We start from the raw sequence: 20,737 nt of genomic DNA on the forward strand, positions 1-20,737 counted from the left end.
CCCATGCTGCGCTGGTTGACCGCCGGGGAGTCCCACGGCCCCGAACTCATCGCGATCCTCGAGGGCCTGCCCGCCGGGGTCGAGATCACCACATCCGAGCTCGAAGAGGCGCTGCGCCGCCGGCGTCTCGGCTACGGGCGCGGCGCCCGCATGAAGTTCGAGCAAGACGAACTGACCATCTCGGGCGGCGTCCGCCACGGCCGCACGCTCGGGTCGCCGGTCGCCATCCGCGTCGGCAACACCGAGTGGCCCAAGTGGGAGCAGGTGATGGCGGCCGACCCGGTCGACCCCGCCGTCCTCGAAGGGCTCGCCCGCAACGCCCCCCGGTCGCGCCCCCGCCCCGGCCACGCCGACCTGGCCGGCATGCAGAAATACGGCTTCGACGACGCCCGGCCCGTCCTCGACCGGGCCAGCGCCCGTGAGACGGCCGCCCGGGTGGCGCTCGGCCAGGTCGCCAAGAACTTCCTCAAGCAGGCCCTCGGCGTCGAGATCGTCAGCCACGTCCTGTCGATCGGGTCGGCCGCGACCCCGTCGATCGAGCTGCCCACCCCCGCCGACCTGGCCCGCATCGACGACGACCCGGTCCGCTGCTTCGACCCCGAGGGCAGCGCGGCGATGGTCGCCGAGATCGACAAGGCCCACAAGGAGGGCGACACCCTCGGCGGCGTCGTCGAGGTCGTCGTCTACGGCCTGCCGCCGGGCCTCGGCAGCTACACCCACTGGGACCGCCGCCTCGACGCGCGCCTCGCCGCCGCCCTCATGGGCATCCAGGCGATCAAGGGCGTCGGCGTCGGCGACGGCTTCGAGACCGCCCGCCGTCCCGGCTCACGGGCCCACGACGAGATCGAGAACACCGAGAACGGCGTCCGGCGCATCACCAACCGGGCCGGCGGCGTCGAGGGCGGCATGACCAACGGCGAGCCGCTGCGGGTCAGCGCCGCCATGAAGCCGATCTCGACCGTGCCGCGGGCGCTGGCCACCATCGACGTCGTGACCGGCGAGGCCGCCAAGGCCCACCACGAGCGCTCCGACGTGTGCGCCGTGCCGGCCGCCGCGATCGTCGCCGAGGCCATGGTCGCGCTGGTGCTGGCCGACGCCGCCGTCGAGAAGTTCGGCGGCGACTCCGTCGAGGAGGTGGCCCGCAACGTCTCCGGCTACCTGTCCTCGCTGATCATCAAGTAGGGGAGCGTCCATGCCTGTCGTGGTGTTGATCGGCCCGCCGGGATCCGGCAAGTCGACCACCGGCGAACTGCTGGCCGAGCGCCTCGGCGTCGCCTTCCGCGACACCGACGCCGACGTCGAGCAGGTCGCGGGCAAGCCCATCGGCGAGATCTTCTTCGACGACGGCGAAGAGGCCTTCCGCGCCCTCGAGGCGGCGGCGGTCGGGAAGGCGCTGGCCGAACACGAGGGGGTGCTGTCGCTCGGCGGCGGCTCGATCCTCGACGCCGCGACCCGCGAACTGCTGGCCGGCCACACCGTGGTCTACCTGAAGGTCGGCCTCGACCAGGCGGTCAAGCGCGTCGGCCTCGCCTCCGCGCGCCCGCTGCTGGTGCTCAACCCCCGCAGCCAGCTCCGCAAGCTGATGGAGGAGCGCAGGCCCCTGTACGAAGGCCTCGCGGTCCTCACCGTCCCCACCGACGACCTGGAGCCCGGCGAGGTGGCCGACCAGATCCGGGCCGAGCTCAAGCTGGAGAGCGAGTGACCGTCACCCGCATCCCCGTCTTCGGCGACAGCCCCTACGACGTCGTCGTCGGCGCCGGCGTCCTGGGCGAGCTGCCCGGCCTGGTCGGCGAGAAGGCCCGCACGGTCGCCGTCGTCCACCCGGTCACCCTGCCCGAGCTGGCGGGCCCGGTGACGGGCGTGCTGGAGAAGGCCGGATACGACGTGCTGGCCCTCCCGGTGCCCGACGCCGAGGCGGCCAAAGACGTCCACGTGCTCGCCTCGCTCTGGTCGGCGTTCGGGCGTCACGGCATGACCCGGACCGACGTCGTCGTGGGCGTCGGCGGCGGGGCCACCACCGACCTGGCCGGGTTCGCGGCCGCCACGTGGCTGCGCGGCGTGCGGGTCGTCCAGGTCCCGACCACGCTGCTGGCCATGGTCGACGCCGCCGTCGGCGGCAAGACCGGCATCAACACACCCGAGGGCAAGAACCTCGTCGGCTCCTTCCACCCCCCGGCGGGCGTCCTGTGCGACCTCGCGACCCTGGTGGGCGTGCCGCGCGACGACTACGTCGCCGGGCTGGCCGAGACGATCAAGGGCGGGTTCATCGCCGACCCCGAGATCCTCCGGCTGATCGAAGACGACCCCGAGGCCGCCCGCCACCCCGAGGGCGCCCACACCCGCGAGCTGATCGAACGCAAGATCCAGGTCAAGGCCGACGTCGTCGGCGCCGACCTGAAGGAGAGCGGGCTGCGCGAGATCCTCAACTACGGCCACACCCTGGCCCACGCCATCGAGCGGGTGGAGAACTACACCATCCGCCACGGCGAGGCGGTCGCGATCGGCCTCGTCTACGCCGCCGAACTCGGCCGTCTCTCGGGCCGGGCCGACCTGGTGGCGCGCACCCGTTCGATTCTGACCTCGGTCGGTCTGCCCACGGTTTACCGTGAAGACGCCTGGCCCCGGTTGCGTGAGCACATGAAGATCGACAAGAAGGCCCGGGGGGCCAAGCTCCGGTTCGTCGTGCTCGACGCGCTGGCCGAGCCGTCCCGGCTCGAAGACCCGTCCGAGGAGTTGCTGGAGGCCGCCTACCAGGCGGTGAGCGGAGGCCCCCATGCGTGACGTCCTGGTGCTGAACGGCCCCAACCTGGGCCGGCTGGGCACCCGCGAACCCGACGTCTACGGCGCCACCACGTTCAAGGACCTGGTGCTGATCTGCGAGAGCGCCGGTCGCGAACTGGGCCTTTCGGTCGAGGTCCGGCAGACCGACGACGAGGCCGAGATGGTGCGCTGGATCCACGGCGCGGCCGACTCCCGCACCCCCGTGATCCTCAACCCGGCGGCGTTCACCCACTACAGCTACGCGCTGCGCGACGCGCTCGCCCAGCGCACCGCGCCGCTGATCGAGGTGCACATCTCCAACCCGGCCGCCCGGGAGGAGTTCCGCCACACCTCGGTCGTGGCGGCCGTCGCCAACGGCACGATCGCCGGTTTCGGCGTGCAGTCCTATGTCCTGGCCTTGCGAGCCATCGCGGAGATGTGAGATGTACGGGTCGTTCGTCGCCCTCGGCGACAGTTTCACCGAGGGCCTCAACGACCCGGGCGTGAACGGTTCCTATCGCGGCTGGGCCGACCGGGTCGCCGAGACCCTGGCCGCCCAGAACCCCTCCTTCGTGTACGCCAACCTCGCGGTCCGCGGCCGCCTGCTCGACCAGGTGGTGGCCGAGCAGGTGCCGAGGGCGATCGAGATGCGCCCCGACCTGGTCAGCTTCTGCGCCGGCGGCAACGACCTGCTGCGCCCCGGCAGCGACCCCGACAAGATGGCCAAGACCTTCGCCGGCGCGGTCAGGGCGTTGCGGGAGACCGGCGCCGACGTGCTCGTCTTCACCGGCGTCGACCCGCGCGACACCCCGATCATGCGCCGCGCCCGCGGCACGTTCGCGACCTACTACCTGCACGTCCGCTCGATCGCCGACCTCTACGGTTGCCGCCTGGTCGACCAGTGGTCGATGCAGGGCCTGCGCGACTGGCGCGCGTGGAGCGACGACCGCCTTCACATGAACGAGCACGGCCACCGTCTGGTCGCGGCCAGGGTGCTCGACGTGCTGGGCGTACCGGGGCAGGAGTGGCGGTTCACCTGGCCGCCCCGCGACAAGGTCGACCCCCGGGCCAAGCGCCGGGAAGACGTGGAGTGGCTGCGCGAACACCTGGGCCCGTGGGTGCTGCGGCGGCTGCGCGGGACGTCGTCCGGAGACAACGTCACCCCCAAACGTCCAGATTTGTCGCCTTTCGACTAATTTGATCCGCTCTTGAGGTGCACTGTCCGCTTTCCGGGGAGGGGGATTCCGGAAGGGGGACAGTGATGAAGCCAAGTCAGGCCAAACTCGCGGTGGGCATCGCCCTCGGCTACTACTTCGGCCGCAACCACAAGCTCGCGATGGCGACCGCCGTCGCCGTCGGAGGCCTCGCCGGAGCGCTCCGGCCCAAGAGCCTGCTGGGCAAGGGCCTCAAGAGCCTCGGCTCGCCCGAACTGGAAGAGCTCGCCGGGAAGCTGCAGACCGACCTCATGGAGGCCGGCCGCGCCGCCGCCACCGCGGCGACCACCGGCCCGATCAACCAGCTCAGCGACCGCATCCACGACAAGGCGGAGCGGCTGCGCAGCCCGCTCGGCACCAAGACCGCCGAGAAGACGTCCGAGCAGACCTCCGACACGACCTCCACCGGGGAGGACTCATGACGGAAACCAAGACGCCGTCCCCGCTCGGCAGACTCGGCAGGGAGGTCGGCGGCATCATCGGCGCGGCCGGCAAACGCGGCGCCACCAAGCTGACCGGCAAGGTGACCGGCAAGATCAAGGGCAAGGTCGGCGACCTCACCGACCGCCTCACCGAGTACGCCACCGGAGAGAAGAGCGGCCTCAGCGACCTGGGCTTCGGGGAACAGCGCAAGGACCAGGGCAAGGAGCAGGGCGGCGAGGAGAAGAAGGAGGGCTTCTTCAAGCGCCTCGGCCACGGGGTGAAGGGTGTCACCGAACTGTTCAAGGCCTTCACCGGCAAGGGCGGCAAGGGCAAGGGCAACCGGAAGGTCGTCAACATCGTCGAGTCGATCGACATCGGCGCGCCCCTCCAGGTCGTCTACAACCAGTGGACGCAGTTCGAGGAGTTCCCGTCCTTCATGAAGAAGGTCGAACGCGTCAGCCAGGACGAGGACACCAAGCTGACGTGGAAGGCCCAGGTCTTCTGGTCGCACCGCACGTGGCAGGCCGACATCGTCGAACAGGTCCCCGACAGGCACATCATCTGGCGCTCCCATGGGGCGAAGGGCCACGTCGACGGCACGGTCACCTTCAGCGAGCTGGCGCCGAACCTGACCCGGGTCCTGGTCGTGCTGGAGTATCACCCGCAGGGCCTGTTCGAGAAGACGGGCAACATCTGGCGCGCCCAGGGCCGCCGGGCACGGCTGGAACTCAAGCACTTCCGCCGCCAGGTGATGACCCAGACGCTGCTGCGCGCCGACGACGTCCCGGGCTGGCGCGGCGAGATCCACGACGGCGAGGTCACCTCCCAGCCCGACGAGGAGCAGACCACCAGTTCGGAGGAGCAGGCGACGGAGGCCCCCGAGGCGCCCCCGCCCGGTTCGGGGGAGGAACCCGAGGCGCCGAAGGAGGGAGAAGAGACAGCGGAACCAGAGGAGGAGACCGAGGGCCAGGAGGAAGAGGAGAGAGTCCCCGAGGGCCAGGTGAGCGCACGTGGCTGACGAGGACCCCGACGTCTACCTCGACGTACCGAACCTCAGCGTCGACGAGATCACCCTCCGCGTCGCCGACCTCAAGGCCCGCGTCAGCGTCAGCGCCGAGGTGCTGGACCTGCTGAAACTCAACGTCGGCGCCGACGTGTCCCTGGGCGAGGTCGACCTGGGCATCAAGGGCGTGCAGGCCCAGGCCCTGCTCAAGGTGCGACTCGACAACGTGGCGAGAATCGTCGGCGACGTCCTGCAGACCCTCGACCACAACCCGCAGATCCTCGAAAACCTGACCAGAGGCCTGGGCAACGCCACCGAGGCCATCGGCGGCGGCGCAGGCCAGGCCGTCGGCGAGATCGGCAGGGGCGCCAGCAGCGCCGTCAGCGACGTGGGCGCAGGCGCGGGCGAGGCGGTCCGTGACGTGGGTTCAGGCGCGGGCGAAGCGGTCAGCGACGTGGGCGCGGGCGCGGGCCACGCGGTGGGCGAGGTCGGCGAAGGCGCCGGTCACGCGGTCGGTGAGGTCGGTGAAGGCGCCGGTCACGCGGTGGGCGAGGTCGGCGAGGGCGCTGGCGAGACTGTCAGCGACGTAGGCGAAGGCGCTGGCCAGGCGGTCGGCGAGGTCGGCGAGGGGGCCGGGAAGGCCGCCGAAAACGTGGGCCGGGGAGCAGGCCAGGCTGCAGGCCAGGTCGGTGAAGGTGCCGGAAGGGCCGCCGGAGAGGCAGGTCAGGCCGCAGGCGAGGGTGCCGGGAAGGCCGCCGGGACCTTGGGCGCCGAAGCGGGAGAGGTCGGCGAGGTGGCCGGTAAGGCGGAGGGAAGTGCCGGTCGGGCTGCCGAACATGGGGATTCGGATGGTGGCCCGGCTCCTGGTGTGGCCGACGAGGCCGAACGCCGACGCGACGAAGAAGCATCTGGGCAACGTGGCCAGAGGGTTGGAGAGGGTGCCGATCGAACAGGTCGGCCCGACCAGACCTCCGGCGACGGCGAGGACGTGCTCACTGGCACGGTGGTCGAGGAGCAGCAGCGGCCTGCCGGCGCCCGGGCCGATCAAGAAAAAGGCACTGGCGAAGAGAGCGTTTCCCGCCCGCCAGTGAGGCGCGCGAGCAGCGCGGATCACGACCGTGATGACGGCGCGGGTGGAGAAACTCGACGAACCGACTCCCAGGCCGAAGCGGACCAGGCAAGAGAGGGCGAGGATCAGTCCGGCCAAACGACCGAAGTTGAGCAGCCGGAAACCGGTGACGGTGCCGAGAGCCTGGGCGGTGAACGGTCTGAGGAGTCGGCAGGAGCGAGGTCGGCCGCAGAGCCGGAAGGCCGTGGTGAAGCCGATGGGCCAAGCGCTGAAGTCCACGGGTCTGCAGAGGACGGCCGCGTCGAGGACGGCGGCCAGACGAAGAGTTCCGACGCTCAGCTAGAGGAGCGAAGCCCCGCCGAGGAGTCGACAAGCGAGGGCCAAGTCGAGAAGCCAAGTGCGGCAGGTGCGCGGGAGGCCTCAGGAGAAGAGGTCAGCGCTCAAGATTCCAAAAGCCGCGGCCAGACAGAGGATCCAGGCGCAGAAGGCCGACCTGCGACGGCAGAAGGAGCAGGCGGAGCCGAGGGGCGGCAAGGCGGAGGCCCGGCGGGTGAGCCAACAGCACAAGGCGTGGATGAGACGCCACGACCAGGAGGCCAGGTTGCGAAGACGCCAGATGAAGGCCAGGCCGAAAGACTGAGAGCTGAGGGCACAGCCAGCACACCGGAGGGCAACGGCCGATCCGGGCGACCGGAAGCCGCGCGCGAGGGCGGGCAACCGCAAGGCGATGGTGAGGCCGAGGGGCCACAGGGCAAGGGCGCGGCCGGGGAGCCGTGGGCTGAGGGCCAGGCGGGGAGGCCGTCAGGTGACGGCCGATCTCCAAGACCGGAGGGTGACGAGCAAGGCGGGAGCCCCCTGCGCGAAGCGCGAGTCGCAGAGTCGGAGGGCACCAGCGAAGCCGGCGAGCCCGAAGTATCAGGCCAAGCCGAGACGCCGCAGGGTGAGGCGCCAGCCCCGAAGTCGGAGGCTGAGGGCGACACCGGCGATGCGAGAGCTGCGGGAGAGGCCGGAAAGCCGCGCGAGCAGGGTCAGACTCCGAAGTCGGAAGGTCAAGAAGGGAAGCCGGAGGGCGGAACACCGCAGGCCAAGGGCCAGGCCGGGCAACCGGAAGTCGAGCGCCAGACGGAGAAACCTCAAGCTGAGGGCGGCTCTCCCGCAACAGAAGGAGCAGGCCACGCTCGGGCACCGGATAGTGAGCGCCAGACGGAGAAGCCGCAAGTCGGTGGCCGAACTCCGACCCCGGAAGCTGCAGGCCAAACCGGCCAGCCGGATGGCGAGCGCCAGACGGAGAAGCCACAAGCCGGTGGCCGAGCTCCGACACCAGAAGGTGCGGGACAAGCCCAGAAACGGGAAGGTGGCCAAACTCGCCCCGAGGGCAAGGAGCACGCCGACCAGAAAGCCGACCACTGGCGGCGGGAGCGACCGGATCGGGCCGGTCAGACGCTCGGTGGGGCGTTGAAGGAATTGCGGCACGCCGCCGTGCTGGCCGGCCTGCGCAGGCTCGGCAAGCTGGGGAGGCCCCCGTGAGCGGCCGGCCCACCGATGAGGACATCGCGCGGGCCGACATCGTCATCGCCGCCGACGTCGCGGCCGACGACCTGGAGGTCAGGGTCGCGCCCGATCACAAGGTCGAGTTCCACGGCCACGACCAAGCCGCGTCTGGCACCAACCGGGAGAATCTCCCCGAAAGCGTCACGGAGGGTCAGCGATATCGTTCCGTCCGTATCAGCTACGCGCTGGAGGCCCGCGCGGCCGGCCACGCCGAGCCCGACTGAATCCCGCGTGATTGAGAGAGCGCTTTCTCGTACAGTCGACTGATGAAGCTCTCCGACATCCGGATCTACCCCGTCAAGTCGGTGACGGGGATCCGGCTCGACCACGCCAAGGTCCTTCCGTGGGGCCTCGAAGGCGACCGCCGGTGGGCCGTCGTCGACGACAAGGGAGACGGCTACTGGTCAGGTGAGAACCCGGAGTATCTCTCCGTCCGGGCCGTCAACGCCCCGGAGGGCGGGCTGGTCCTCAATGCGCCGGGGCTCGAGGAGCTCACGGTCCCGCCCGCCGACGGGCCGCTGGTGCCCGTCTACTTCCACGGGCTCGACGAGGCCATGCTCGCGCACGACGACGCCCATGAATGGTTCACCCGGCTCCTGGGCAAACCGGCCAGACTTGTCTACCTCGACGATCCCAACCGCCGGCACATCGTCGACTACCACGGCGGGCTCCCCGGCGAGGTGGTCAGCTTCGCCTGGGACGCCCCGCTGCTGCTCGTCACCCGCGACTCCCTGGCGCGTCTCGACGACTGGATCGCCGAGGGCGCCATCGAGCGGCAGGAGGCCACGCCCCGGCCGCTCGACGTCGCCCGTTTCCGGCCGAGTGTGGTCGTCGAGGGGTTCGCGCCGTTCGAGGAGGACACCTGGACGTCGGTGCGCATCGGCGAGGTCGACTTCCGCGTCTCCGAGCTCTGCGACCGCTGCTTGGTCACCCTCTGGGACCCGCAGACGCGGGAGCGCGGCAAGGAACCCCTCCGCACGCTGGCCAAACACCGCAGATGGGACGGCAAGACCTGGTTCGGCATCCGGCTGGTCCCGAAGAACCTGGGCGAACTCAGGGTCGGCGACCCGGTGGTGCCGGTCGTCAGGACGTGAGCCGCTTCAGCGCCGCCCGGACCACCGCGGGGTCGGTCGTGCGCCAGTAGGGCGGCAGCGAGTTCAGCAGGAAGCCGCTGTAACGGGCCGTCGCCAGGCGGGGGTCGAGGACGGCGATCACGCCCCGGTCGTCCATCGACCGCAGCAGGCGGCCGGCGCCCTGCGCCAGCAGCAGCGCGGCGTGGGTGGCCGCGACCGACATGAAGCCGTTGCCGCCCTTGGCGGCCACGTGGCGCTGCCGCGCGGAGGTCAGCGGGTCGTCGGGGCGGGGGAACGGGATGCGGTCGATGATGACGCAGGTCAGCGACGGGCCGGGGACGTCGACGCCCTGCCAGAGCGACAGGGTGCCGAACAGGCAGGTCTCGGGGTCGGCGGCGAACTGCTTCACCAGGAGCGACGTCGAGTCGTCGCCCTGGCACAGCAGCGGCACCGACAGCCGGTCGCGCAGCGCCTCGGTCGCCGCCTTGGCGGCGCGCATCGAGGAGAACAACCCGAGGGTCCGGCCGCCGGCCGCCTCGACCAGCTCGACCATCTCCTGGATGTAGGCCTCGGGCAGGCCGTCGCGGCCCGGCTGGGGGAGGTGCTTGGCGACGTAGAGGATGCCGGAGCGCCCGTGGTCGAACGGGGAGCCGACGTCGAGGCCGCTCCAGTCGTCGTTCTTGCCCAGGCCCCACTGGGCTGCCATGCCGTCGAAGGTGCCGCCGAGCGCCAGGGTGGCGGAGGTCAGCACGACGGTCCGGTCGCCGAACAGCTTGTCGCGGAGCATGCCGCCCACCGACAGGGGCGCGACCCGCAGCGTCGGGGGGACCCGGCCGGAACCCTCCTCCAGCCACACCACCTCGGCCCGGTCGACCTCGGAGTCGCCGCCGAACGCGTCGAGCATGCGCTGCGCGGTGTCGTGGACCTCGTCGAGCGCCGTGAACGCCGCCTTCTTCGCCCCGGCGCCCTCGGGGTCGTCCTTGTCGGCGGTGCGGGAGCCGAGGGCGGTGATGCAGGCGAAGGCCGCGTCGCGCACGAGCGCCAGGGTCAGCCCGAGCGACTGGGGCAGGTCGTCGACGCGGCCGGCGGGAGCGGCTGCGAGGAGGGAGCCGAGGTCTTCGGCCGCCTCCTGGAGGCGGTCGGCGAGGCCCTGCTCGATCAGCCGGCCGGCGCGGCGGGCCGCCAGCCCCACCGTGGATTCGGACAACTCGTCGGTGACCACGGATGTGACCCGGTCGACCAGCTCGTGGGCCTCGTCGACGACCACGACCTGGTGTTCGGGGAGGACCTGGAAGTCCTCCATCGCGTCGATGGCCAGAAGCGCGTGGTTGGTCACCACCACGTCGGACATCCCGGCCCGTTCGCGGGCCAGCTCGGCGAAGCACTCGGACCCGCTGGGGCAGCGCTGGGCGCCCAGGCACTCGCGCGCCGACACCGAGAACTGGCGCCAGGCGATCTCGCTCACGCCCGGGACGAGTTCGTCGCGGTCGCCGGTCTCGGTCTCCTCGGCCCATTCCTGGATGCGCTGGACCATGCGGCCCGTGGCGCTCACTTCGCGGGGGTCGAAAAGCTGATCCTGTTCGTCTTCGGGCATGCCGACGGTTGACTTGTATCGGCACAGATAGTTGCGACGGCCCTTAAGAATGGCGAATTCCGGTCGATGTGGGAGTTCTTTTTCTAGGGCGTCGGCGAGCCTGGGAAGATCGCGGTCGACGAGCTGGCGCTGCAGGGCGATGGTCGCCGTGGAGACGACGACGGCGCTGTCGGAGATCGCCGCGTGCCGGATCGCCGGCACCAGATAGGCCAGCGACTTGCCGGTGCCGGTGCCCGCCTGAACTGCGAGATGGTCGCCCTTGTCGAGCGACTTCTGGACCGCCGCGGCCATGGTGACCTGCCCGGGTCTCTCGGCGCCGCCGAGCTCCCTGACGGCGATCGTGAGCAGCTCTTCTACAGTTGGCAGGTCGGATTTCGGCACCCCGAAAGGCTAGCGCCCGCCACCGACAACGGCGTGCTGTTATCGGACCGTGACCGCCGGACCACATCCCGGAGTTCGGGGGTGCGAAGGGGAGTTCCCGTGGCACACTGGCCACACGGGGCGCTGGGTCAAAGACGATCTACCTCGGGCGGAAACGGGGTGACCCGACCAATCCGAGACGGGCGTTTCTGTAGGGTTTCATGAGGTCGAGTGGACGGATAAGGGCAGGTAAAGGCACTATGTCTGTCATGTCGGAAGTCGTCCCGCTGCCATCCTTCGGCGAGGTTTTCTTTGACGCCCGAGGTCAGGACCGCGTTCTGCGGGTGACCTGGCACGAGGGGACCCTCGTTCTCAGTCTGTGGCGGGGCGAGATGTGCACCGCCAGTTTCCGCATGCCCATGGACGACGTCGGCCGCCTCCTGGAGACCCTCCAGATCGGCTACGCCGAGGCCACGGGGCAGACGACGCCGGGCCCCGACCAGCCCGGCACGGGTCCCTTCCCGGCGCCCGACCTGGCCGACTACCCGGGTGAATATCCCGGCACGGGGCAATACTCGCGCCCGCCGGCCCCCGAGCAGCAGCCCCAGCAGCCCATGGCGCCGCAGCAGCCGCCGTTCCCGCCCTTCCCGCAGGAACAGCAGCCCATGCCGGTCGGCTACGACCCGAACCCCTACCCCGAGGCCACCCCCGCCTACGGCCAGCCCGCCCCGGCCCCGGCCGCGCTCGGCCCCAACGACGTGCTGGTCGCCCGGGGCGCCCCCACGCGCGACCGCCTCGTCGCCGTCGACCAGCAGGCCCCGCCGCGTGAGCGGCCGCGCCGCCAGGCCCCGCAGCCCGACTTCCCGCCGTTCGACGGACAGGTCCCGGCCGAGCCGGTCTACCAGTTCCCCTCGCCCATCCCGGGACGCCCGGCCTACCAGTTCGACGCCGAGCCCGACGCCGAGGCGGCCCAGCACCAGCAGCAGCCCTTCCCCGGCGACGTCTACCAGGCCGACGCAACGGTCTACCAGACCGGCAGCTACCAGCCCCCGCAGGTCCAGCAGCCGCCGATGCCGCCGCAGATGCCCCCGCAGCAGATGCCGCCCCAGCAGCCCTACCAGCAGTTCCCGCCGGAGCAGCGCCCCCACCTGGTGCAGGCGGCCCCGCCGTTCCCGCCGGAGCCGTACGCCCCCGACCCCCAGGCCTACCCGCCGGGCTACGCCCAGGGGGCGGTCTACTCCACCGACCCGTCGTTCCAGGTCCCGCCGGGGCAGCAGCAGTATCCGCCGCAGCAGTACGCCGACCCCCGCTACCAGCAGCAGCCGCCGCAGCAGGGCGTCGACCCCAACGACCCGCTGGGTCTCGGCCCGGTCTCGCGGCCCTATGTCGAGGGGCAGCCGCCCATGTACTCCACGGGTGAGCGGGTCCGTCCCGAGGGCGCCGACGAGAGGCGTGACTGGAGCTAGTCGTTGAGGGACATACGATGACCGCTTGATGGAAGCGATCACAATTCTCCAGTTGCTGGCCCTCCCCGCCGGTGCGCTCGCGGTCTCCGCGCTGGCCCGGCGGATGGACTGGAATGTCCCTCTGCTTCTCGTACTCACCGGGTTGATCGCGTCGATCCTCCCGTTCGTGCCGGAATACGAACTGAGCTCGGAGATCGTGCTCTTCGTGTTCCTGCCGCCGCTGCTCTACTCGGCCGCCCTCGACAGCTCCTACCTGCGGCTGCGCGACGTGAAGCGGCCGGTCATGCTGCTGTCGATCGGGCTGGTGCTGTTCAGCACCGCCGTGGTCGCCACGGTGACCTACCTGCTGGTGCCCGAGCTCACCATCCCGGCGGCGATCGCCTTCGGCGCGATCGTGGCGCCGCCCGACGCCGTCGCGGCCGTGGCCGTCGGACGCAAGCTGGGCCTGCCGCGCCGGGTCATGACCGTCTTGATCGGTGAGAGCCTGTTCAACGACGCGACCGCGCTGACCGCCTACCGGGTCGCGGTCGGGGCCATCGCGGGCGGCAGCGTGAGCTTCCTGGCGGCGGGCGGGGAGTTCCTGTTCGCGGCGGGGGTCGGGCTGGCCATCGGGCTGGCCATCGCCTGGGTCGTGGGCCGCATCCTGACCCGGATCTCCGACGCCCTGGTGGCCAACTCGATCTCGCTGCTGGTGCCCTGGGGCGCCTACCTGGCGGCGGAGGTCGTGCACGCCTCGGGCGTGATCTCCGTGGTCGTGGTGGGCATCTACCTCGGCCACCAGATGAGCCGCACCTCCTACGGCACCCGCTTGTTGTCGGCCGCCGTGTGGCAGGTGATGGACTTCCTGCTTGAGGGCATCGTCTTCGCCCTGATCGGGCTGCAGCTGCTCCCGCTGATCGCCGGGCTGCAGGGTTACGAGCCCGCCACGGTCGGCATGTACGCCCTGGTGCTGTTCCTGGTGACGGTGCTGAGCCGGGTGGTCTGGATGGTGCCCAGCGCCTACCTGCCGAGGATCCTGTCCAAGAAGGTCCGGGCCAGGGAGCCCAAGGTGCCCTGGCAGAACGTGGCGACGCTGAGCTGGGCGGGAATGCGCGGCGTGGTGTCACTGGCGGCGGCGTTCGCGCTGCCCGCCGACGTGCCGCAGCGCGATCTGCTGCTGTTCCTGACCTTCGCCGTGGTGATCGGCACCCTGGTCGTCCAGGGGCTGTCGTTCCCGTGGCTGATCCGCAAGCTGGGGATCTCCAACGAGCGCGAGCGGTTCGAAGACGACCTGTCGGAGGCGGCCGCGCAGCAGGCCGCGGCGGCGGCGGCCACGAAACGGCTCGACGAGCTGGTGGCCGAAGGGGTGCTCGACATCCACGAGGAGGTCGTGCAGGGGCTCCGCGACCGTTCGGAGCGGGTGGCGCGGATGGCCTGGGAGCGGCTCGGCGGCGGCACCGGGCCCGAGGGCGAGGAGACGCCCGCGACCGTCTACCGGCGGTTGCGCCGGGAGATGCTCGCCGCCGAGCGGGCGGTCTTCATCAGGCTCCGCGACCAGCGCAGGATCGACGACGAGGTGCTGCGCCGGATCATGTCGGAACTCGACTTCGAAGAGGCCACCCTGGAGCGCGACTAACCCATCACGTTGTCGATGAAGCACCACTTCCACGCCTCACCCGGTTCGAACGACTGCATGACCGGGTGATCGGAGTTCTTGTAGTGGGCGGTGGCATGCCGGCGGGGCGAGGAGTCGCAGCAGCCGATATGCCCGCAGTCAAGACACTTACGCAGGTGGACCCACCGGGTGCCCTCGCGCAGGCACTCCTCGCACCCCTGCGGGGAGGTCGGCTTCGGGTCCCCGGCGACCTGCAGATGTTCGCACATTCCCATGCTTTTGATCGTACGACGCCGCGTCCGGCACAATCCGACCTGCCCCTTTGTGATGGGGCGCTTGGGGCAGGTTCGCGTGCATTAGGCTCCAGGCCATGCGACTCCTCCCTCTTGCCGCGGTCCCGCTTACGCTCGTGCTGCTCACCGGTTGCGGCGAGCTCAACGAGATCACCGGGGCGATCGACAAGACGCAGCAGTGTATCCAGGCCGCCGGAATCGTGACCGAGACCGTGCAGAAGGTGACCGGCCTCGCGAGCGACCCGCAGGCCGTCGAGACGGCCCTCGCCGACGGCGCGAACAAGCTGGAGAACCTGGCCAACGACGCGGCCAACACGACCCTCGCCGACGCGGCCAACGACGTCGCCGCCAAGCTCAACTCCTTCGACATCCAGGATGCCAACGACGCCGTCGACGCCCTCCAGAAACTCGCCGCCGACTCCGTCCAGTGGGCCGAGACGCTCACCTCCGCCTGCGCCGGGGAATGACGAATTCCGGCAAGCCATGCCGGAATTGCGGTGAAATATCCTTTTCGGTATGGACGGTAAAGAACCGGACCCCCGGTTCACCCTGGCGAACGAACGCACCTATCTGACGTGGTTGAGCACCTCCCTCGCGCTGTGCGCCGGGGGAGTCGCCATGGCCGCCGTGCCGCCCGACCTCTTCGTCCCCTGGGTCCGCACCGCGCTCGCCGTCGTCCTCGTGCTGCTCTCGGCCCTGGCGGCGGCGTTCGCCTATCCGCGCTGGCGCAAGGTGCAGACGGCCCTGCGCCGCGCCGAACCCCTCCCGCCGCCGAGGCTGGCGCCCCTCTTCGGGTACGGCGTGGCGGGTGTCGCCGTGCTGGCGCTGGTGCTGATCCTTGTCGGCTGAGAGCTGGGATCCCGGCCTGCAGAGTGAACGCACCCGCCTGGCGTGGGTCCGCACCGCCACCGCGCTGGCGACCCTGGGGCTCGGCGGGGCGGGCGTGACGGCCCGGTCCTCGGGCCATCCCGTGGCGATCGTGTTCTTCGGGGTCGCGGCGCTGCTGGGGGCGGTCACGCTGCTCCGTACGGGACGGCGGTTCCGGCAGGTGCAGGAGGCGCTGCACCAGGAGCGCCCGTTCGAGCACGGCGGCGACGCGCTGACCCTGTGGTTCGGGGTGCTGGCGGCGGTGGTGGGAGGCTTGGTTTTCGTGGTCTTCTGACCCCTTTTGCCGGGTGGTGACCGTCGGCTCCATAGCCTGCTGGGTATGCGTGCCATCGCCACCAGCGGCGGGGGCCTCGTCGACGTCGAGGTGCCCGAGCCCACACTCCGCCCGCATGACCTGCTCGTCCGGGTCGAGGCCGTCTCGGTCAACCCGGCCGACGTGAAGATCGCCGCGGGCGCGGGGGACGAGCGGCGCATCCTGGGGTTCGACGCCGCCGGGACCGTCGTCAGGACCGGCCCGGAAGCCACCGGGTTCGAGCCCGGCGACGAGGTCTACTACGCCGGCGACGTCACCCGCCAGGGCGCCAACGCCGCGTTGCACGCCGTCGACGCGCGGATCGTCGGCCACCGGCCCAGGACCCTGTCGGTGGCGCAGTCGGCCGCCGTGCCGCTGACCACGATCACGGCCTGGGAGTCGCTCTTCACCCACCTCGGGGCGCACAAGGAGACCACGGGCACGCTGCTCGTCGTCGGGGCGCCCGGCGGGGTCGGCTCGATGCTCGTGCAGCTCGCCAAGCAGCTGACGTCACTGCGGGTGATCGGCACGGCCGCGCGCGGCGAGACCCACGACTGGGTGACCCGGCTGGGCGCCGACGCGACCGTCGACCGCCACACGCTCGTCGAGTCGGTCAAGGCTCTGGCGCCCGACGGGGTCGAGGCGGTGTTCTCGCCGTTCTCCGAGGGCAACATCGAGGCCTACGCCGAGCTCGTCAAGCCGTTCGGGCACGTCGTGGCCATCGACGACCACCACCCCGACCTCTACCCGCTCAAGTCGAAGAGCATCGCCTGGCACTGGGAGTTCATGTTCACCCACGCCATGTACGAGACCCCCGACATGGGCTCCCAGGGACGTCTCCTCGACGAGGCCGCCGCCCACTTCGACGCGGGCCGCCTGCGCTCGACGCTGACCACCGAGATCGACGACTTCACCGCGGCCGGGCTGCGCCGGGCGCACGAACTCGTCGGCGCCGGGTCGTCGATCGGCAAGGTGGTCGTGCGGCGTTAGCCGGCCCGTGTCACTCGGCCGTGGCGGCGGCGATGGTCTCAGCGACCTCGACGGCGCGTTCGGCCTCCTCCTTGGCGAAGCGCTCGGCGTCGAGCCTCTCGGCGATCTCCTCGTCCTGGCGCATGAGGTCGTCGAGGTTCTGGCCCGCCATGTCGAGCACGCCCATGTCGACGTAGGCCTGCTGGAGCCGGGGGCTCCACAATCCGATGTCCTTCACGCACGGCACGATGCGGCTGAACAGCAACGAGCGGAACAGTTGCAGGTAGCGCGACTGGTCGACCAGCTGGTGGGCCTCTTCGACCTCGGTCTTCGACAGGCCCAGGGCCTCCCACTGCTCCCGGCCGCGCAGCCGGTCGCGCATCAGCCAGCAGCCCTCGATCACGAAGTCCTCGCGCTCGCGGCGCTCGGCCTCGGACAGGCCGGCGTAGTAGTCGCGCAGCGCCATGCGGCCGAAGGCGACGTGGCGGGCCTCGTCCTGCATGACGTAGGCGAGGATCTGCTTGGGCAGGGGCTTGGTGGTGATGTCGCGCATGACGCCGAAGGCGGCCAGGGCCAGGCCCTCGATGAGGACCTGCATGCCCAGGTAGGGCATGTCCCAGCGGGAGTCGCTCAGGGTCGAGTCGAGCAGCGACTTCAGGTAGGGGTTGATCGGGTAGGCCAGGCCCACCTTCTCCTGGAGGAAACGGGCGTAGGTCTCGGCGTGGCGGGCCTCGTCCATGGTCTGGGTGGCCGCGTAGAACTTCGAGTCGAGGTCGGGCACCGACTCCACGATGCGCGCCGAGCAGATCATCGCGCCCTGCTCGCCGTGGAGGAACTGGGAGAACTGCCAGGCGGCCCCGTGGCGGCGGACCTCCTTGCGGGTCTGGTCGTCCATGCGGTGCCACAGCGGCGAGTCGTAGATCGCGATGGTCTCGTCGGGGATGCCGAGCACGTCGTAGGGGTCGACCTCCAGGCCCCAGTCGACACGCTTCACCGAGTCCCACTGCTTGTCCTTGCCCTTCTGGTAAAGGGCCAGCATGCGGTCGCGGCCGTCGTCGTACTCCCAGGTGAACCGGGCCGATCCGGCCATCTGGACGTCCCAGGTCCGCATGTCCGCGGGGATGGTGTAGAGCTCGTGCGTGGACACGTGTGGGCCTCCCGTACGTACGCTGTACGTCTCGACAGTGACACGCAGCTTACCGCCGGTCAATACTGGTCGCGTGCCACCGTTGAACCGCACCCGGATCGTCGCCGCCGCCATCGACCTGATCGAGCGCGAGGGCGCCGACGCCGTCTCCATGCGGCGCATCGCTGCCGATCTGGAGGTCGGCGTGATGTCGCTCTACAACCACGTGCCGAACAAGTCGGCCCTGCTCGACGCGGTGTCCGAGACGATTCTGTCGGAGGTCGAGTTCACCGACGACCCCGCCGCGCCCTGGACCGACCGGGTCCGCATGCAGGCCCGCGCGTTCCGGCAGATCGCGCACAGCCACCCCCGCTCGACCATGGTCGTGGTGAGCCGCCAGCTCAAGTCGGCGGCGGGCATGCTGCCGGTGGAGCGCGCGTTGTCGACGCTGCGCGAGGCGGGGTTCGGCGAGCGCGAGGCCGTGCAGATCTTCCGGGTCTTCATCGCGTACGTCATCGGCTCGCTCCTGCGCGAGGTCGGGGTCACCCCGACGTTCGCCCCCGTCCACGGCGCCATCCGGGCCGACGACGTCGACGCGGAGCTGTTCCCCCAGATCGGCGCGCTGGCCCCGCACCTGTCGGAGTGCGACCACGAGGCCGAGTTCGACTTCGGCCTCGACCTCCTCATCGAGGCCATCGCCGGGCGGCTGGCCCAGCGCACCACCTGATCATTCGGCTCGCAGCGCCGCGCCGAGCCCGATCCGGGCGGCGCGGCGGCCCGGTGAGAGCGCCAGCACGACCACCGCCAGCAGCGCCGCCGGCCCGAGCCACACCAGCGGCGCCGACGGCGGGACGTACTGCAGCGGCATGATGCCGGCCGCCGCCCGCCAGAGCACCCGGCCCAGCGCCAGCCCCAGCGGCACCCCCGTGACCAGGCCGATCACCGCGGTGACCACCGCCTGGACGACCACGACGCCGCGCGTCTGCCCCGGCGTCAGGCCCAGCGCCCGCAGCACCGCCAGGTCCCGGCCCCGGCGGCGGACGGCCGTGGACAGGGCGTGGGCCGTCGCGCCCAGCGCCAGCGCCGTCAGGAACACGCCGAGCGCGACCGGCAGCACCGCGACGTTGCGGATCTCGGCCCGCTGCGGCGGCGTGAACGGCGGGAAGACCAGCAACCGGCCGCCCGGGCCGCCGGTGATGCGGCGGGCCACCGCCGAGGGGTCGCCACCCGGGTCGAGCACGACCAGGCCGCCGTGTTCCTTGAACCCGGTGAAGATCGCGTCGTAGGCCGCCGGGGTGATCCACGCGCCGGTGTCGTATCCGGTCGTGGTGCTCTCGACCGCGAAGCCGAGGCCGCTGACGCGCATCTCCCGGGTGCCCGCCTCGCCGGTCAGCGGGATCCGGTCGCCGACGCCGACGCCGAGTTCGCGGGCCGTCGTCAGGGCGAGCACCACGTCGTGGCCGGAGGCGGGCTCGGCCCCCTCGGTCAGCACCAGCGGCACCGGCGCCTCCACGGGGTCGTAGGTGTGGGCCACCACGCTGACCTGCCCCGACCGGCCGGACGCGATCCGCAGGTCGAGCACCCCGGCGACCCCCGGCAACGCCGCGATCGACTCCAGCGCGGGCCGCGCCGGCGTGGACACGCGGCCGTCGAAGCCGAACACCGCCATCAGGGCGTAGTGCTGGCCGAACCGCTCGGGCCGCGCCGCGGCGTCGGCCACCCCGGCGGCGAAGACGGCCGCCGCCACCACGCCGAGCACGCCCGTCACCGCGCCGGAGAGGGCGACCCCGTTGCCCGGTTCGAGCGCGAACCGCAGGCCGGTCGTCACCGGCACCGGCAGGGCCAGCCGGGTCACCGCCGACCGCCGGGGCGCCGGACGTGCCCGGGGCAGCAGCGCCGTGACCGCCGCACCCGCCGCGACCAGCACGACGGCCGCCGGCCAGCCCAGCAGCAGCACCGGCAGGTCGGCGTCGACGCCGGGTGAGGGCTCGTAGAGGGCGGCGGTGCCGTAGGGCAACCACGCCGAGGCGAGCACCGCGCCCAGCACGCCCACGCCGCCGCCGAGGACCGCGGACGGGAGCACCGCCGCCGCCGTCGCCGTGGCGGCCTGCCGCCGGGTCATCCCCACCAGGGTCAGCGGGCGCAGGTCGGCGGCCGACGCGGTTGCGTACCGGAAGACGGCCTGGCCGACCAGCACCACTGCGGTGAGGAACGCCGCGACGGCGAAGACCAGCAGGCAGCCGGTCTCGAACCCGATCACCTGGCGCACGTGGGCCAGTTCGTCGGCGCGGTCGGCGACCTCGACGTCGCCGCGCCCGGCCAGCCAGGCGCGGAGCGCGGGCAGCCCGCCCTCGGCCACCCTGACCAGCCCGTTCAGGGGCGCCTGGCGGTCAGGTCCCAAAATCTCGTCGGGATAGGCCGCCACCAGGCCCGGAGAGGGGATGAAGTGGCCGCGCCCGTCGGGTTCGTCGGCGTACCAGGCCGAGCGCACCACCCCGACGATCGTGACGGGCACCCTGGGCCCGCGCGGCGGGCCGGTGCGCCCCCCGCCGATGCCGGCCGCCGCGTCGTCCGGCGTCGGCAGCAGCACGGTGACCCGCCGGCCCACGCCGAAGCCCCGCGCCGCGTAGGCCGGGGTCACCACCGCCTCGTGGGCGCTCGCCGGGTCGGGCAGCCGCCCGGCCAGCACGACCGGGCGCTCGACGGTGGTCATGGCTTCGGTGTCGGCGGCGACGAACGGCGACGGTGTGTCGTCGCCCGGGTCCTCCGCGACCACCGTCGAGATGTAGCCGGGAAACGTCGTCACCGCCTCGACCTGCGGCAACGCGCGCAGGGCGGCCCAGTCGAACCCGGCCTGGTTGGGCAGCACGACGGCGGTCGCCGGGGCCGTGACGGCCAGCAGGCGGTCGACCGCCCCGCCGCCCCGCCGGGCCCCGGCCACCGCGGTCAGCACGGTGGCGGTCCCGAACGCCACGAGGAGGGCCAGGACGAGGAGCGACCGGCCGCGCCGCCGTGCCTCCAGGCGCAGCCACGCCGCGACGATCCCGTCCATGCCCGGCAGT

Annotated in this window: 21 protein-coding genes; 16 read left to right on the plus strand and 5 right to left on the minus strand. The window is 71.5% G+C overall.

Features of this window, described 5'->3' with window-relative positions:
* Positions 1-3 precede the first annotated feature (3 nt).
* The 7 genes from aroC to GT755_RS08595 all read left to right on the plus strand — a co-directional run bounded on the left by aroC (position 4) and on the right by GT755_RS08595 (position 5,415).
* Entirely contained in the window at positions 4-1,182 is a 1,179-nt protein-coding gene (aroC, locus tag GT755_RS08565) for a chorismate synthase (RefSeq protein WP_030454264.1), read from the plus strand.
* A gap of 10 nt (positions 1,183-1,192) precedes the next feature.
* Positions 1,193-1,702, plus strand: coding sequence for a shikimate kinase (locus tag GT755_RS08570; RefSeq protein ID WP_161479148.1), 510 nt, complete (start codon positions 1,193-1,195; stop codon positions 1,700-1,702).
* Entirely contained in the window at positions 1,699-2,781 is a 1,083-nt protein-coding gene (gene aroB / locus GT755_RS08575) for a 3-dehydroquinate synthase (RefSeq protein ID WP_161479149.1), read from the plus strand. Before GT755_RS08570 ends, aroB begins: the two co-directional genes overlap by 4 nt.
* Positions 2,774-3,202: a type II 3-dehydroquinate dehydratase gene (gene aroQ / locus GT755_RS08580; RefSeq protein WP_161479150.1), complete on the plus strand. Its 429-nt coding sequence runs from the start codon at positions 2,774-2,776 to the stop codon at positions 3,200-3,202. The genes aroB and aroQ overlap by 8 nt, the downstream gene beginning before the upstream one ends.
* Before the next feature lies 1 nt (position 3,203).
* Positions 3,204-3,956 carry an SGNH/GDSL hydrolase family protein gene (locus tag GT755_RS08585; protein WP_161479151.1) on the plus strand — a complete coding sequence of 251 codons (753 nt, stop codon included), beginning with the start codon at positions 3,204-3,206 and terminating at the stop codon, positions 3,954-3,956.
* 65 nt (positions 3,957-4,021) lie between these two features.
* A complete protein-coding gene (locus tag GT755_RS08590) occupies positions 4,022-4,396 on the plus strand; it encodes a hypothetical protein (protein ID WP_161479152.1) in 375 nt (124 codons plus the stop codon).
* The gene (locus GT755_RS08595; protein ID WP_161479153.1) at positions 4,393-5,415 is read left to right on the plus strand and encodes an SRPBCC family protein; all 1,023 of its coding nucleotides are present in this window, start codon (positions 4,393-4,395) and stop codon (positions 5,413-5,415) included. Before GT755_RS08590 ends, GT755_RS08595 begins: the two co-directional genes overlap by 4 nt.
* Before the next feature lie 412 nt (positions 5,416-5,827).
* Here the strand turns inward: GT755_RS08595 and GT755_RS40465 are convergent, their stop codons facing one another.
* A complete protein-coding gene (locus GT755_RS40465; RefSeq protein WP_161479154.1) occupies positions 5,828-6,748 on the minus strand; it encodes a hypothetical protein in 921 nt (306 codons plus the stop codon).
* Positions 6,749-7,992: 1,244 nt separating this feature from the next.
* On the opposite strand from GT755_RS40465, the gene GT755_RS08605 reads away from it, so the two are divergent.
* Both GT755_RS08605 and GT755_RS08610 read left to right on the plus strand, forming a co-directional pair.
* On the plus strand, positions 7,993-8,244 hold the full coding sequence (locus GT755_RS08605) for a hypothetical protein (protein ID WP_161479155.1): 252 nt from the start codon (positions 7,993-7,995) through the stop codon (positions 8,242-8,244).
* A 42-nt stretch (positions 8,245-8,286) separates the two neighbouring features.
* Positions 8,287-9,114 (plus strand): MOSC domain-containing protein, encoded by an 828-nt coding sequence (locus GT755_RS08610; protein WP_161479156.1) that lies wholly within the window; start codon positions 8,287-8,289, stop codon positions 9,112-9,114.
* Here the strand turns inward: GT755_RS08610 and GT755_RS08615 are convergent.
* Positions 9,104-11,068, minus strand: coding sequence for an ATP-dependent DNA helicase (locus tag GT755_RS08615; protein WP_161479157.1), 1,965 nt, complete (start codon positions 11,066-11,068; stop codon positions 9,104-9,106). The genes GT755_RS08610 and GT755_RS08615 overlap by 11 nt on opposite strands.
* A 392-nt stretch (positions 11,069-11,460) precedes the next feature.
* On the opposite strand from GT755_RS08615, the gene GT755_RS08620 reads away from it, so the two are divergent.
* Positions 11,461-12,513 carry a hypothetical protein gene (locus GT755_RS08620; RefSeq protein WP_161479158.1) on the plus strand — a complete coding sequence of 351 codons (1,053 nt, stop codon included), beginning with the start codon at positions 11,461-11,463 and terminating at the stop codon, positions 12,511-12,513.
* Between the two features lie 28 nt (positions 12,514-12,541).
* Complete coding sequence (locus GT755_RS08625; RefSeq protein WP_161479159.1) at positions 12,542-14,128, plus strand: Na+/H+ antiporter; 1,587 nt, start codon at positions 12,542-12,544, stop codon at positions 14,126-14,128.
* On the opposite strand, the gene GT755_RS08630 is transcribed toward GT755_RS08625, so the two are convergent.
* Positions 14,125-14,382 (minus strand): ubiquitin carboxyl-terminal hydrolase 14, encoded by a 258-nt coding sequence (locus GT755_RS08630; RefSeq protein ID WP_062333808.1) that lies wholly within the window; start codon positions 14,380-14,382, stop codon positions 14,125-14,127. The two genes, GT755_RS08625 and GT755_RS08630, sit on opposite strands and share 4 nt — an antisense overlap.
* A gap of 95 nt (positions 14,383-14,477) precedes the next feature.
* Here GT755_RS08630 and GT755_RS08635 point away from each other — a divergent pair, with 95 nt between their 5' ends.
* From GT755_RS08635 to GT755_RS08650, 4 genes are read left to right on the plus strand one after another with little or no spacing between them, the layout of a single operon-like run.
* Complete coding sequence (locus GT755_RS08635; protein WP_161479160.1) at positions 14,478-14,867, plus strand: hypothetical protein; 390 nt, start codon at positions 14,478-14,480, stop codon at positions 14,865-14,867.
* Positions 14,868-14,916: 49 nt separating this feature from the next.
* Entirely contained in the window at positions 14,917-15,249 is a 333-nt protein-coding gene (locus tag GT755_RS08640) for a YidH family protein (RefSeq protein ID WP_161479161.1), read from the plus strand.
* Positions 15,239-15,562 carry a DUF202 domain-containing protein gene (locus tag GT755_RS08645; RefSeq protein WP_161479162.1) on the plus strand — a complete coding sequence of 108 codons (324 nt, stop codon included), beginning with the start codon at positions 15,239-15,241 and terminating at the stop codon, positions 15,560-15,562. The genes GT755_RS08640 and GT755_RS08645 overlap by 11 nt, the downstream gene beginning before the upstream one ends.
* Positions 15,563-15,607: 45 nt before the next feature.
* The gene (locus tag GT755_RS08650) at positions 15,608-16,570 is read left to right on the plus strand and encodes a zinc-binding alcohol dehydrogenase family protein (RefSeq protein ID WP_161479163.1); all 963 of its coding nucleotides are present in this window, start codon (positions 15,608-15,610) and stop codon (positions 16,568-16,570) included.
* Positions 16,571-16,580: 10 nt separating this feature from the next.
* On the opposite strand, the gene GT755_RS08655 is transcribed toward GT755_RS08650, so the two are convergent.
* Positions 16,581-17,696 (minus strand): ferritin-like domain-containing protein, encoded by a 1,116-nt coding sequence (locus tag GT755_RS08655; RefSeq protein ID WP_161479164.1) that lies wholly within the window; start codon positions 17,694-17,696, stop codon positions 16,581-16,583.
* A gap of 73 nt (positions 17,697-17,769) precedes the next feature.
* Between GT755_RS08655 and GT755_RS08660 the strand changes: the two genes are divergently transcribed.
* Positions 17,770-18,402: a TetR/AcrR family transcriptional regulator C-terminal domain-containing protein gene (locus GT755_RS08660; RefSeq protein ID WP_161479165.1), complete on the plus strand. Its 633-nt coding sequence runs from the start codon at positions 17,770-17,772 to the stop codon at positions 18,400-18,402.
* Here the strand turns inward: GT755_RS08660 and GT755_RS08665 are convergent, their stop codons facing one another.
* Positions 18,403-20,727 carry an ABC transporter permease gene (locus tag GT755_RS08665; RefSeq protein ID WP_161479166.1) on the minus strand — a complete coding sequence of 775 codons (2,325 nt, stop codon included), beginning with the start codon at positions 20,725-20,727 and terminating at the stop codon, positions 18,403-18,405. It lies immediately after the preceding gene.
* Positions 20,728-20,737: the final 10 nt, after the last annotated feature.

The organism is Herbidospora solisilvae (assembly GCF_009901565.1).
Taxonomy (GTDB): domain Bacteria; phylum Actinomycetota; class Actinomycetes; order Streptosporangiales; family Streptosporangiaceae; genus Herbidospora; species Herbidospora solisilvae.

Bases quoted from the DNA above. Each gene is read 5' to 3' on its own strand.
- aroC (WP_030454264.1), top strand. From the start codon at position 4: ATGCTGCGCTGGTTGACCGCCGGGGAGTCCCACGGCCCCGAACTCATC.
- GT755_RS08570 (WP_161479148.1), top strand. From the start codon at position 1,193: ATGCCTGTCGTGGTGTTGATCGGCCCGCCGGGATCCGGCAAGTCGACC.
- aroQ (WP_161479150.1), top strand. From the start codon at position 2,774: ATGCGTGACGTCCTGGTGCTGAACGGCCCCAACCTGGGCCGGCTGGGC.
- GT755_RS08585 (WP_161479151.1), top strand. From the start codon at position 3,204: ATGTACGGGTCGTTCGTCGCCCTCGGCGACAGTTTCACCGAGGGCCTC.
- GT755_RS08590 (WP_161479152.1), top strand. From the start codon at position 4,022: ATGAAGCCAAGTCAGGCCAAACTCGCGGTGGGCATCGCCCTCGGCTAC.
- GT755_RS08595 (WP_161479153.1), top strand. From the start codon at position 4,393: ATGACGGAAACCAAGACGCCGTCCCCGCTCGGCAGACTCGGCAGGGAG.
- GT755_RS08610 (WP_161479156.1), top strand. From the start codon at position 8,287: ATGAAGCTCTCCGACATCCGGATCTACCCCGTCAAGTCGGTGACGGGG.
- GT755_RS08620 (WP_161479158.1), top strand. From the start codon at position 11,461: ATGCCCATGGACGACGTCGGCCGCCTCCTGGAGACCCTCCAGATCGGC.
- GT755_RS08625 (WP_161479159.1), top strand. From the start codon at position 12,542: ATGGAAGCGATCACAATTCTCCAGTTGCTGGCCCTCCCCGCCGGTGCG.
- GT755_RS08630 (WP_062333808.1), bottom strand. From the start codon at position 14,382: ATGGGAATGTGCGAACATCTGCAGGTCGCCGGGGACCCGAAGCCGACC.
- GT755_RS08635 (WP_161479160.1), top strand. From the start codon at position 14,478: ATGCGACTCCTCCCTCTTGCCGCGGTCCCGCTTACGCTCGTGCTGCTC.
- GT755_RS08640 (WP_161479161.1), top strand. From the start codon at position 14,917: ATGGACGGTAAAGAACCGGACCCCCGGTTCACCCTGGCGAACGAACGC.
- GT755_RS08650 (WP_161479163.1), top strand. From the start codon at position 15,608: ATGCGTGCCATCGCCACCAGCGGCGGGGGCCTCGTCGACGTCGAGGTG.
- GT755_RS08665 (WP_161479166.1), bottom strand. From the start codon at position 20,727: ATGGACGGGATCGTCGCGGCGTGGCTGCGCCTGGAGGCACGGCGGCGC.